We start from the raw sequence: 12,047 nt of genomic DNA on the forward strand, positions 1-12,047 counted from the left end.
AACGACAGAGAAAATGTTCCACTACATTTTTCGCCAGGTCCGGATTTCAGGCCAAAAAACCCAATATTTTCAATAGGGGCCTCTCCCAAAACGCCCCTCCACTGTTCAAGTTGGGTCTTAATAGGACTTCTAAACTGTTACGAGGTGTAACCTAGAATGGAACAGCCCGCAATAATTATATCCGGTACCCGCCGCCGGGTCGCAAATCAGCTCGCCTTCCCTCGGGTCCAGCAGGCTCACCATGAAATCGACCACCGGGCGCGGCCTGAAGAACTGGCCAGGCCCTTGATGTCGTCGCCGATCTTGGACAGCCGCAAGGGGCCATCATCCCGGCAGCCGGGACCTCATCTCGGCAGGGGCGAGCATGGGGATATCCGCTGGTAAGGATGTAAGGAAACAATAGAGTCCTGCATCCGCGTATTCAAGGGGCATACCAACCGGCCAGATGAGGCTCGATCCCCGTGGAAGCGTCACGATACACTGAAAATAGTTGGTGCCCGCTGCCGGACTCGAACCGGCACGCCCTTGCGGACTACGGATTTTAAGTCCGTTGCGTCTACCAATTCCGCCAAGCGGGCCCAAGCCGGGAACCCTAGGCCGGGCGGGGGCGGGGTGGCAAGCGGGAAAGAAAAAGGGCCGCGGGATGCTCTCCCGCGGCCCCGATCCGGCCCGTTGGCCGGGCGGCGTCAGGACTTCGGCGCGACCGGAACGTCGATCACCACGTCGTCGATGGCCTTCTTGGCGTCGGCGCAGGGCACCGGCGAGATGAGCACGCGCTCGTAGTCGGTGATGACATACTGCTCGGCGGCCATGGCGACACCGGAAACGGCGACGGCAGCCGCGGTCAGCGCGATCGCGAAAACGTTCTTCAGCATCGGGGGTATCCTTTCTGTTGTGGCGTCCCGGAAAATCCGGGCCTCGATAATTAGCTATACCTAATATAAGCGTATTATGAGGTTCCGCAAGACCATGATTCCGCAAAGGCGTTCACGATCTCGCGAGTGCGAGATGAGCCGGCGTCAGCGGGCGACGGCCATCATCAGGCGCCGTTCGGTATCGAGGGCGCCTTCCAGCATGGCGGGATTGAGCACCAGGCACCATTCGCCGCGCCCCCGGGCGGCCAGGCAGGTCTGCACAGCCTTTTCCTCCTTCAGGCCGGCGATCAGGCCGCGATAGACGATCAGGCCGCCCATGGCGTGCAGCACCACCGCCTGGCTGCCGCCGCCGGCGTCCCGGCCCAGGCGTTTCTGGGCCTGGCCCAGGCGTTGGCGGGTTTCGCGTTCGCTGTGGCCGAAGGCGACTTCCAGGGCCCAGCCCTTGGGCAGGGCCTTGCGCTTGCCGCCGTAGCTCGACGAGGCGCCGGGCACGCCGCCCTTGCAGACGCTGCCCGACAAATCCGGGACGACGGCCCCGCCGTTGGGCAGATCGGCCAGGCTGGGGGCCGGCTCGCCGGGCTCGCCTTTCTTGAAGGCGGCTTCCATCAGGCGGGCCATGGCGGCGTCGCGTTCCTTGCGCCCCGGCGCCCCCATCACCACGGCGACGAGGCGTCGTCCGCCCCGTTGGGCGGTGGCGACCAGGTTGTAGCCGGCGGGACAGGTGAATCCGGTCTTCATCCCCTCGGCCCCGGAAAAGGAGGTGAGGAAACCGTTGACCGTCGGCAGCGTTCCCCGTCCCCAGTCCATCTGGCGCTGGGCGAAAAGGGGATAGAGGTCGGGAAAGCGCTTGCGCAAGGCCAGGGCGAGGATCGCCATGTCGCGGGGCGTGCTCAGATGTCCCGGCGCGGTCAGCCCGGTGGCGTTCTGGAAGCTGGAGGCGGTCATGCCCAACTGGCGGGCGGTGGCGGTCATGCGTTGGGCGAACTCGGCCTCGCCGCCGGCCAGATGTTCGGCGATGGCCACGGCGGCGTCGTTGGCGGAACGCACGATCAGCGCCTTCACCGCTTCGGCGAGGGTAAGGCTGCCGCCCGCCTTGAGGCCCAGGACGCTGCCCTGCTGGCCGGCGGCGCGCGGCGAGACGGCGATGCGGGTATCGGCCTTGGCGCGGCCTTCGTCGACGGCGGCGAAGGCCAGATAGACGGTCATCAGCTTGGTCAGAGATGCCGGATGGCGTTGCTGGCCGGCATTTTCCGCCGCCAGCACCCGCCCGGAGCCCGCGTCCACCACCAGATGGGCCGGCCCGGCCGGTTCCTTGGCGGCGGCGGGCCAAGCCAGCAGCAGGACGGACAGGACAAGCCCCCACCGGGTCATCGCCGCCTTCCCCGTCCCTTGGGCTTGCCGGCGTCGCGCCGGACGGCGGCGTTGGGGGCGACACCGGGCTTGGCGAGACCCAGTTCGGCCGCTTCCAGGCGGCGGATTTCGTCGCGCAGGCGGGCGGCTTCCTCGAATTCCAGGTCGGCCGCCGCCGCCTTCATGCGCTTTTCCATTTCGGCGATCACGGCGCGCATGTCCTTGCCGGCGAAATGGACATCGCCCGCCGCCCCCGTGTCCACGGTGACGTAGTCCTGTTCGTAGACCGACTGCAAGACGTCGCCGATCCGCGTCTTGACGCTTTCCGGCGTGATGCCGTGGGCGGCGTTGTAGGCTTGCTGCCTGTCGCGCCGCCTGGAGGTCTCGCCCAGGGCGTATTGCAGGGACTCGGTCATCCGGTCGGCGTAGAGGATCACCCGTCCGTCCAGGTTGCGCGCCGCCCGTCCGATGGTCTGCACCAGGCTGGTCTTGGAGCGCAGGAATCCTTCCTTGTCGGCGTCCAGGATGCAGACCAGGGCGCATTCGGGGATGTCGAGCCCTTCGCGCAGCAGGTTGATGCCGACCAGCACGTCGAAGGCGCCCAGGCGCAGGTCGCGGATGATCTCGATGCGCTCCAGGGTCTCGATGTCCGAATGCATGTAGCGCACCCGGACCCCGTGTTCGTGCAAGTATTCGGTCAGGTCCTCGGCCATGCGCTTGGTCAGCACGGTGACCAGGGTCCGCAAGCCCTTGGCGGCGGTGGCCTTGACCTCGGCGAGCAGGTCGTCCACCTGGCGTTCCACCGGCCGCACCAGGCAGAGCGGATCGATGAGGCCCGTCGGACGCACCACCTGTTCGACGAAGGCGCCGCCGGTGCGTTCCATCTCCCAGGGGCCAGGGGTGGCGGAAACGAAGATGGTCTGCGGCCGCATGGCCTCCCATTCCTCGAACTTGAGCGGCCGGTTGTCGACGCAGGACGGCAGGCGGAAGCCGAAGTCGGCCAGCGTGCTCTTGCGGTTGAAGTCGCCCCGGGACATGCCGCCCAACTGCCCGACGGTGACGTGGCTTTCGTCGACCACCAGCAGCGAATTTTCCGGCAGGTATTCGAACAGGGTGGGGGGCGGCTGGCCGGGGGCGCGGCCGGTCAGGTAACGGGAATAGTTCTCGATGCCCGAACAGAAGCCGGTGGTTTCCAGCATCTCCAGGTCCAGGGCGGTGCGTTCCTGCAGGCGCTGGGCCTCGATCAGCTTGCCTTCGGCGACGAAGGCGTCGACCTGGTCCTTCAATTCCTTCTTGATGCCGGGGATGGCCTGCAGCAGCGTCGGGCGCGGCGTGACGTAGTGGCTGTTGGGATAGACCACGATCTCGGGCAGGGCGCCGATCTTCTCGCCGGTGAGCGAATCGATCTCCCAGAGGGCTTCCAGTTCCTCGCCGAACAGGGACAGGCGCCAGGCGCGGTCCTCGGAATGGCTGGGGAAGATCTCGATCACGTCGCCGCGCACCCGGAAGGTGCCGCGTTCGAAGGCGGCGTCGTTGCGCTTGTACTGCAGTTCCACCAGGCCCTTGACCAGGGCGGAACGGTCGACCTCGTCGCCCTTTTCCAGGCGCAGCACCATCTTGGAATAGGTTTCCACCGACCCGATGCCGTAGATGCAGGACACCGAGGCGACGATGACGACGTCCTCGCGTTCCAGCAGGGCCCGGGTGGCGGCGTGGCGCATGCGGTCGATCTGCTCGTTGATCGAGGCGTCCTTCTCGATATAGGTGTCGGTGCGCGGCACGTAGGCTTCGGGCTGGTAGTAGTCGTAGTAGGAAACGAAATACTCCACCGCGTTGTCGGGAAAGAAGGCCTTCATCTCGCCGTACAACTGGGCGGCCAGCGTCTTGTTGGGCGCCAGCACCAGGGTGGGGCGGCCCAGCCTGGCGATCACATGGGCGACGGTGAAGGTCTTGCCCGACCCGGTGACGCCCAGCAGCACCTGGTCGCGCTCGCCCCTTTCCAGTCCGGCCGCCAGTTCGGCGATGGCCTGCGGCTGGTCGCCGGCCGGCGCGAAAGGGGAAGCCAGCCGGAACGCCGCCCGCCCGGACGCCGCCGGCCGCCTGGGAGGAATGAACAGGTTCGCCGTCATGGGCCGCTATATAGCGGCTCGGGCGCCGGTTGGCGAGGGGCGGGTCGGGGGGGGGGATCAGGCCGGCGGGTCACGACGCTTCATAGATGACCTCGGCCTCGCGGACGACCCGGTCGCGGAAATGGCGGCTGAGGAAGCCGGGAGTGTTCAGGTCCACCCGGCGCCCCAGCATATCGGCCAGTTCGTCCTGCATGGCGAAGAACTCCAGGCCCGGTTCCAGGCCGGGGACGAACTCGACCAGGATGTCCAGATCGCTGTCGGGCCCGAAGTCGTCGCGCAGAACGGAACCGAACAAGGCGAGCCGTCGCACATGGTGCGCCTTGCAGAACCCTTCGATCCGCTTTCCGTCGATGGACAGCCTGGCCGGCATCGGAACCTCCCGTCGGAAGGACAGCATAGCATAGTCGCGCCCTTGCCGGGCAGGGGGATCAGGCCGGCGGCGGATGAAGCTCGTCCCACAGCCGGTCTACCAGGGCAGTGAAGTCCTCGTCGGGGGGCACGGGATCGATGGCGGATTCTTTGAGTCTAGCCTGCCGTCGTGCGTCGCCGCCCAATTTCAGCGCCTCGCGCAATGGCGCTTCAGCTTCCTGCCGCCGGTCCAGCAGGAATAGGATGTAGGCCTTGTTGCCGAGGTAGATGGAATTGTCCGGTAGAACGACCAGGGCGGCTTCCACCTCGGCCAGGGCTTCCGCCAACTTTTTGCGGGCGTCGTCGTTCTGGCCGCTCGCTTGCCAAGCCTTCTTGGCCAAATGAAATAATTGGGACCCCTTGTTATTGCGGGCCCTGGCGACCTGTTCGCGGAGCGCTGGTTCGGTAGCGCTGCCGAAGCGGTCGATGGCTCGTCTGTAAACGTCAATGGCCGCCTGGGGCCCTTCGGTCTTGCCGACCGCCACTCCCATATTGACCAGGGCTTTGGCAACCCATTCATGGAGCGCCGGTTCGGAGGCGTCGCCGAAGCGGTCGATCAGGTCCTTGTAGACGGATATTGCAGCTTTATAGGTTCCATTCTTTCCGTGCGCCCATGCTTGATTGAACAACGCACGGCGGACGCTGATCGAATCTATTTCTGGGTCCATCGCCGCCTTTTTATAATAATTGGCCGCATCCGCGAATCGGTCTAGCCCTTCGGCCTCCAGAGCAAGGTATATCCAGTCCGAATACTCCCTTTCTGCATCGGGCTTCTGGGCCGCTGCCGTGGCCGAGGTGCGGACGTCCCTTTCCTGTTCCGGCGATAGCTTAGGGATTTCGCTCCCGTCCAGCCGGTCTCTGAATGCCTGGATTTCTACGACCGTCAACCAGGTATTATCGCGATGCCGCCGCAACTCCTCCATCAGGGCGCGGGCTTCGGCGAGTTGGTCATGCAGATCACGTTTGGCTTGATCCACCAAGGCCGCGACTTCGGCCTTGGCATTCTGGTCCATCCATTCCTTCAGGATTTTCCGGGCCTTTTCACCGGCGCTGTGCCAGCCGACGAACAGGCCCACGGCGGAGACGATGGCGATGAAGATCGCCAGCCAGTCGGCCGAGTTCATCAAATCCCCGATCCGCCCGTCCTGGGCAGCGAAGCGGTGGTCCTGGTGGGCGCGGTCGCGGGCCAGGTCGTCCTTCAGGGACTCCAGGTCCTTGCGGGTTTCGGCGTTCCGCAGCCCCAGGTTCCGGACCTCGCGGTCGGTGTCCCAATGGCGGGAGCGCAGGTCGTCGAATTCCCCCCGTCCCACCGCGGGGTCCGGGGCCCCGGCGGTGGCCGTTGCCATCCAAAGAAGGAAGGCGATGGCGGCGAACAGGAATGTATTGCGCGACATGGCTATACGAGTTTCCAAAAGTACGCATCGACGACCATGGGCCCGTTATAGAATATCTCGAGGGAGTCGGGCAACGTCGACGGCATGGCGGCCGCAATTCTCATTATGGCTTGACCCCTCACCCTCCCCTTGCCCCTCCCTCTCCCACAAGGGGCGAGGGAGGGGAGCGAACCGCCCGGAAAGCCCCTCTCCCCTCGTGGGAGAGGGGTTGGGGTGAGGGGGGAAAGGCGGCGCGGGCGGTCGGGACTTTTCCCTGGCCGGGCCGGAGGGTCTTCCGTCCGGCCCCTTCGTCGTGCTATCCCCGGCGGAAAGCATAAGGAAGACCGCCGTGCCGACATCGCTCGTCCGTCCCTTCGCGGGGCTCCGCCCGGTTCCCGAACGGGCCGCCGAAGTCATCGCGCCGCCCTACGACGTCCTCGATTCCGCCGAGGCCCGCCAGCGGGCGTCCGGAAAGCCCTGGAGCTTCCTGCACGTCTCCAAGCCGGAGATCGACCTGCCGCCCGGCACCGACGTCCATGCTCCCGAGGTCTACGCCAAGGCGGCCGAGAACCTGGACCGCCTGGTCGCGGCCGGCGTGCTGAGGCGCGATCCCAGGCCCTGCTATTACGTCTACCGGCTGAAGATGGGCGATCACGTCCAGACCGGCGTGGTGCTGGGCGCCTCGGTGGCCGCCTACGACGCCAACCGCATCCGCAAGCACGAATTCACCCGGCCCGACAAGGAGGACGACCGCGTCCGCCAGATCGAGGCGGTGAAGGCCCAGACCGGGCCGGTCCTGCTGGCCCACCCGCCCGCGCCCGCCGTGGATGAGGTGCTGGCCCGCGTCGCCGCCGGAACCCCGGCCTACGACCTGGTTGCCGACGACGGCATCGGCCATGCCCTCTGGGTCATCGACGCCGACGCCGACATCGCGGCCATCACCGAAGCCTTCGACGCCATGCCGGCGCTCTATATCGCGGACGGGCACCATCGGTCCGCCTCGGCATCGCGCGTCGCCGCCAGGCTGCGCGCCGCCCATCCGGACGCGGGCCCCGAGGCGCCCTGGGAATCCTTCCTCACGGTCTCCTTTCCCAAGGACCAGATGCTGATCCTGGACTACAACCGGGTGGTCCGCGACCTGAACGGCCTGAGCCGGGAGGACTTCCTCGCCAAGGTCGGCGAGGCCTTCGACGTGGAGAAGGCCGACGGCCCCGCCAAGCCGGCGGCGCGACGGGAAGTCGGGATGTACCTGGGGGGCGCGTGGCGGCGGCTGCGCTTCAAGGCGGAACCGGGGCCGGAGGTGTCGCCGGCCGACCGGCTGGACGTGGCCCTGCTGGCCCGCCACCTGCTGGAACCGGTGCTGGGCATCCTGGATTCCCGCCGCGACAAGCGCATCGACTTCGTGGGCGGCATGCGGGGGCTGAAGGAACTGGAACGGCGGGTCGATTCCGGCGAGATGGCGGTCGCCTTCGCGCTCTTTCCCACCAGCATGGACGAACTGATGGAAGTGGCCGAAGCCGGCCAGGTCATGCCGCCCAAGTCCACCTGGTTCGAACCCAAGCTGGCCGACGGGATGGTGTCCCTGGTGCTTTAGGCGCCGGTCACCTCAGCGGCGCGGACTGCTGGCGAACCTTCACGTCGGCCCCCTTGCGGGCGAAAAACGCCTCGAGCGAGTCCTTATTCCGCGAATCGGCACGGGGGCCGAGGATGACCTCGGTCAGCACCGGAACCGGACCGCCCTTCGCCGCCTCTCCAGCCTCTTTGGTACGATCCTTCATCCGCAATCGGTAGGGCAGAGGGATATAGGGGGTGAACACGCCGCGCCGGGAATGATGGCGTATGTCCGCCGTTTCGTCGCCCTTCACGAAAACACGGGCGATCCGCCATTCGTCCTCTTCGTGAAAGAAGTTGTGTTTGAACCGCATCATGAACGGCCCGAGATGGACGAGGGTGGTGGTAATCAGGTATTGCACAATCTTTTCAGCATTTTGAACCTTACGTAGGTTTTTTAGTTCCCTGGATTTCACAAGAGTTTCCAGAAAGTCGATGGCCCGCCTGGAAATATCCTCCAGCGGAGTGTCGTCATACATGACGCGAATGCGTGTCCATTCCCCGGTTTCGTTCTGGTCCTTCCCGGTCCAGGAAACGTCGAATTTCAGCGCGACTCCGGTTCCGTCAGCCGCATAAGCACGCCACTGGGATATCTTTCTCTCCGTCTCGCAGAAGCTGACAGAATAATAATCGAAATGATTCATCCAATCGGCAAAGCGCTCCGTGACAAAAGCAACTGGACAGGCGAGAAAGCCATCCAATGTATTTGTCTTGATTTTACGGCAGTTACGCTTGTTGTCGGCAGTAATTTTGTTATTAAATGCTGAGCTAACCACCTGGACGGAATGTGATATTTCCGACAGGTCGTTGGTGTATCGAAGATCTGTTGCCCACAGCACTCCGCCTTCAAGAATGGAATGCAGAACATCTGGCGGGGCGTAATGGACCAGGGATTTTGGAGGAGTGCTCTTTTTATTGCTAATTGACGCCAGATCATCGTGCAACTTCTTTGCGCTATTATCGATAAATGTTGTTATTTCTTTCATATTTTTCATTCTATTATTATAACCTAGGAACCAAAAATACGGCTACATCAACGACAATGGCCAAGCCGCCTGTGACAAACCTGACCACGAACATCGGGGTGGACAGGTTTCTGATGTTGCGCCCCACTTCGATCGATCTTCTGATCCCATCGCGTTCAATATTGGCCACTTCCCCCCGCCGGCCCGCCTCGTCATCGGATAGCGTAAGCTCGAGAGCCATCAGGCCTTTTCGGATGCGGTCGAGAAGCGTGGGGCGAAGCCAACGATACAGGCCGACGAACAGTATATGAAAGAGTACGACGCCGCCGATCACGCCGAACTGCCAATCCCCGGACCAGAGACCGGGAAGAAACCGCAATTCAATGACCTGCTTTCCGCCCAGGCCACGAACGACCAAGTATATGACCGAAGCTACCGTGACCACATACAAGACCATGTCGAGTGCTATGAGCCCACGAAAGATCCATGCATCCTTCATCAAGCCGACTGCCGCATCCGCCCGTCTTTCAGCCATGGAAGCCGCCTTGCCCTAGTCCCGAAAAGAGGGTGGATATGGCCCACAACGCGGCGTTCCCAACCCCCACCAACACCAGAGCCGACATGACGATGTCGTATCGCTCCTTGAGCGGCCCTTCGAAATAGGCAAGGTCGGAATCCGCCCGGGCCGAGCGCAGAACCCGTTCGAAATGTACCCGCTGTTCCGCTGCCAGGTTGGTACCGCAACGCTTGATGGCGGCAAGCGCCTGCCGCGTCGGCTCGGTCACCTTTTTCATTTCGAGAAAGGAATGCACCCGATAGACGCCGAAGGTGAGGAACGGAAACGCAATCCCGAAGACAATACCCAACAAGACAGCAAGATCAGGCACAATGTGAACTATAGGCAATACCGCACCCTGCGAGGCTGTTGTTAGCCGAACCCATCCAATATAAATCAATACAACCGAATGAAAGGCCATGGCAATTGCAGCAAAAAGCGACCCGACAAACAGAACTTTTTCCGCCCCCCGAAGCCAACTCAGTTTCCCAGATGCATACTGTATTCTTGATGTAAGAACGGATATGTTTCCAACATCGCTGTCCGGTTGGGATGCGGTCGTCCCAGCCTGGGGACCGTCCTTCGCCTTTTCGACGGGGAAACTCATCAGGCCCTCCACCGGTTCAGGCAGGCATCGACCGTATCGAGGAACGTATTGTTGATGGCTTCCTTCTGGTCCGGCACCGTCCCGGAATGGGGGGGGATGTGCCCCTTGAAGCTCTGGCCAGCGCCATCGCGCCGGCCAGCCCACACCGGTACCACGTGATATTCTTCCAGGTTGGGAAGCCTGTTTTGGACGGCTTGGCCGTAACGGCTGTCGGCACCGTAGTGGATCTTGATTCTTTCCCAGAACGGATACACGAGGTCGTGCTTGTTCACCGCGATGACAAGCCACTTGATCTTCTCGGGGCTCGGCATACTGTCCAGCCATGTCCTGAGGAAATCCTCGTCGTCGGCCCGGAACCATTCCAGATAAGAAGCATCGACGATGCCCTTCGCCTCGTCGGAATAGGGCGCGTAGGGGCAGTTTCGCGAGGCCGTCTCGTTGAACCCGTAGGAGACGACGTTGATGAGCCCCGAAACCTTGTGCTGGAATATGGCGTCCCAGGCCTTCTGGTGGCCGCTGGCGTGGCTCAGGTTCCCCGGAACGTCGTAGACCACGATGGAGCGATTACCCCCCATCCTGGCCGGCAGCGACCTCATGTCGATGGTGTGTTCGGTTTCCCGCTCCTGCTCATGGGAAAAGACCTGATCGGCGATGCTGGACTTGCCGGTTCCGGTGTTCCCGATCAAAAAGCCGATCCGCCCTTGGTCCGTCAGCCGCCGTTCCTCCGCGTCCCTGGGAAACAATCGCCCGAGGAGTATTTCCACGGCTCGATCAACCGGCGCTTCGCGTCTGCCGATCAAGTGGTGATCCGCTCCAGCCATTCCGTCGAGTCCGTCAGCCACGCCGTCCTCCCCTTGCAACCGAATGGAAAAATCCAGCCTGCCCTACACCGAAATACCCGCTCGACGATTACGATGTTGTGACGGATGCCTCTATGCCATATGCATGAACCAAGTTCAATTATATTCACGTGTCTAAATATACCGTTAACTCTCTGGCCGTGTATCCGCCTGGGTTCCTGGCTGTCTCCGCCGGGGCGGCCATGGCGCGGTATTGCCATTTTCATATTAGCCCCCAATAATTTAGCGGCCACTAAAACACGAAGACCCCCCTTGTCGGAGGGGGGATTTCGCGTTACCTATTTCCTTGGGGATGTTGCAGTGCGGCATGGGGCCGCGCCGCGGCTCGTGGTCCTTATCGTCAATTCACGGTGGAATTCATGGCTCGCAAGAAGATCGCTCTGATCGGCGCCGGCATGATCGGCGGCACGCTCGCTCACCTCGTCTCGCTGAAGGAACTGGGCGACGTCGTCCTGTTCGACATCATGGAAGGCACGCCCCAGGGCAAGTCCCTGGACCTCGCCCAGTCGACCGCCATCGAAGGCTCCAACGTGGCCCTCAAGGGCGCCAACGACTATGCCGACATCAAGGGCGCCGACGTGGTCATCGTCACCGCCGGCATTCCCAGGAAGCCCGGCATGTCGCGCGACGACCTGATCGGCACCAACGCGAAAGTGATGAAGGCGGTGGGCGAGGGCATCAAGGCCAACTGCCCCGACGCCTTCGTCGTCTGCATCACCAATCCCCTGGACGCCATGGTCTGGGCGCTGCGCGAGGCCTCGGGCCTGCCGCCCCATATGGTCGTCGGCATGGCCGGCGTGCTGGATTCGGCCCGCTTCCGCTACTTCCTGGCCGAGGAATTCAAGGTCTCCGTCGAAGACGTCACCGCCTTCGTGCTGGGCGGCCACGGCGACACCATGGTGCCCCTGCTGCGCTATTCCATGGTCGCCGGCATCCCCGTCCCCGATCTCATCAAGATGGGCTGGTCCACCGACGAACGCATGGCCGGGATCGTCCAGCGCACCCGCGACGGCGGCGCCGAGATCGTCGGCCTGCTCAAGACCGGTTCCGCCTTCTACGCCCCGGCCGCCGCCGGCATCCAGATGGCCGAGGCCTTCCTCAAGGACCAGAAGCGCGTCCTGCCCTGCGCCGCCTACTGCGACAAGGAATACGGCGTCGGCGGCGTCTACGTGGGCGTGCCGGTGGTGATCGGCGCCGGCGGCGTCGAGCGGGTGGTCGAAATCGGCTTGAACGCCGAGGAAAGGGCGCTGTTCGACAAGTCCGTCGACGCGGTGCGCAAGCTGATCGACATCACCAAGGGCTTGATGGGGTAG

Annotated in this window: 12 protein-coding genes and 1 tRNA gene; 2 read left to right on the forward strand and 11 right to left on the reverse strand. The window is 63.4% G+C overall.

Translation table 11 applies throughout. The features are described from left to right. Positions 1 to 129 precede the first annotated feature (129 nt). The 7 genes from H7841_14580 to H7841_14610 all read right to left on the reverse strand — a co-directional run bounded on the left by H7841_14580 (position 130) and on the right by H7841_14610 (position 5,886). Positions 130 to 243 carry an SAM-dependent methyltransferase gene (locus tag H7841_14580; GenBank protein ID MEO5338100.1) on the reverse strand — a complete coding sequence of 38 codons (114 nt, stop codon included), beginning with the start codon at positions 241 to 243 and terminating at the stop codon, positions 130 to 132. A 248-nt stretch (positions 244 to 491) separates the two neighbouring features. After that, positions 492 to 578: transfer RNA gene (locus H7841_14585), tRNA-Leu, on the reverse strand. 108 nt (positions 579 to 686) lie between these two features. After that, entirely contained in the window at positions 687 to 875 is a 189-nt protein-coding gene (locus tag H7841_14590) for a hypothetical protein (GenBank protein ID MEO5338101.1), read from the reverse strand. 144 nt (positions 876 to 1,019) lie between these two features. After that, positions 1,020 to 2,246, reverse strand: a complete 1,227-nt coding sequence (locus H7841_14595; protein ID MEO5338102.1) for a D-alanyl-D-alanine carboxypeptidase — start codon at positions 2,244 to 2,246, stop codon at positions 1,020 to 1,022. Further along, on the reverse strand, positions 2,243 to 4,354 hold the full coding sequence (uvrB, locus tag H7841_14600; protein MEO5338103.1) for an excinuclease ABC subunit UvrB: 2,112 nt from the start codon (positions 4,352 to 4,354) through the stop codon (positions 2,243 to 2,245). The genes H7841_14595 and uvrB overlap by 4 nt, the downstream gene beginning before the upstream one ends. A 70-nt stretch (positions 4,355 to 4,424) precedes the next feature. Further along, positions 4,425 to 4,724, reverse strand: a complete 300-nt coding sequence (locus H7841_14605) for a nucleotidyltransferase family protein (GenBank protein MEO5338104.1) — start codon at positions 4,722 to 4,724, stop codon at positions 4,425 to 4,427. A gap of 58 nt (positions 4,725 to 4,782) precedes the next feature. Then, entirely contained in the window at positions 4,783 to 5,886 is a 1,104-nt protein-coding gene (locus H7841_14610) for a hypothetical protein (protein ID MEO5338105.1), read from the reverse strand. 598 nt (positions 5,887 to 6,484) lie between these two features. Here H7841_14610 and H7841_14615 point away from each other — a divergent pair. Continuing rightward, positions 6,485 to 7,729, forward strand: a complete 1,245-nt coding sequence (locus H7841_14615) for a DUF1015 family protein (protein MEO5338106.1) — start codon at positions 6,485 to 6,487, stop codon at positions 7,727 to 7,729. A gap of 7 nt (positions 7,730 to 7,736) precedes the next feature. On the opposite strand, the gene H7841_14620 is transcribed toward H7841_14615, so the two are convergent. Genes H7841_14620 through H7841_14635 form a run of 4 tightly spaced genes read right to left on the reverse strand, consistent with a single transcriptional unit; the run spans position 7,737 to position 10,716 of the window. Then, on the reverse strand, positions 7,737 to 8,741 hold the full coding sequence (locus tag H7841_14620; protein ID MEO5338107.1) for a DUF2971 domain-containing protein: 1,005 nt from the start codon (positions 8,739 to 8,741) through the stop codon (positions 7,737 to 7,739). Positions 8,742 to 8,748: 7 nt separating this feature from the next. After that, a complete protein-coding gene (locus tag H7841_14625) occupies positions 8,749 to 9,246 on the reverse strand; it encodes a hypothetical protein (GenBank protein ID MEO5338108.1) in 498 nt (165 codons plus the stop codon). Continuing rightward, positions 9,239 to 9,874, reverse strand: a complete 636-nt coding sequence (locus H7841_14630) for a hypothetical protein (GenBank protein MEO5338109.1) — start codon at positions 9,872 to 9,874, stop codon at positions 9,239 to 9,241. The genes H7841_14625 and H7841_14630 overlap by 8 nt, the downstream gene beginning before the upstream one ends. Continuing rightward, positions 9,874 to 10,716, reverse strand: a complete 843-nt coding sequence (locus H7841_14635) for an ATP-binding protein (protein ID MEO5338110.1) — start codon at positions 10,714 to 10,716, stop codon at positions 9,874 to 9,876. The genes H7841_14630 and H7841_14635 overlap by 1 nt, the downstream gene beginning before the upstream one ends. Before the next feature lie 377 nt (positions 10,717 to 11,093). Between H7841_14635 and mdh the strand changes: the two genes are divergently transcribed. After that, positions 11,094 to 12,047, forward strand: coding sequence for a malate dehydrogenase (gene mdh / locus H7841_14640; protein MEO5338111.1), 954 nt, complete (start codon positions 11,094 to 11,096; stop codon positions 12,045 to 12,047).

This window comes from Magnetospirillum sp. WYHS-4, assembly GCA_039908345.1.
Classification (GTDB): domain Bacteria; phylum Pseudomonadota; class Alphaproteobacteria; order Rhodospirillales; family GLO-3; genus JAMOBD01.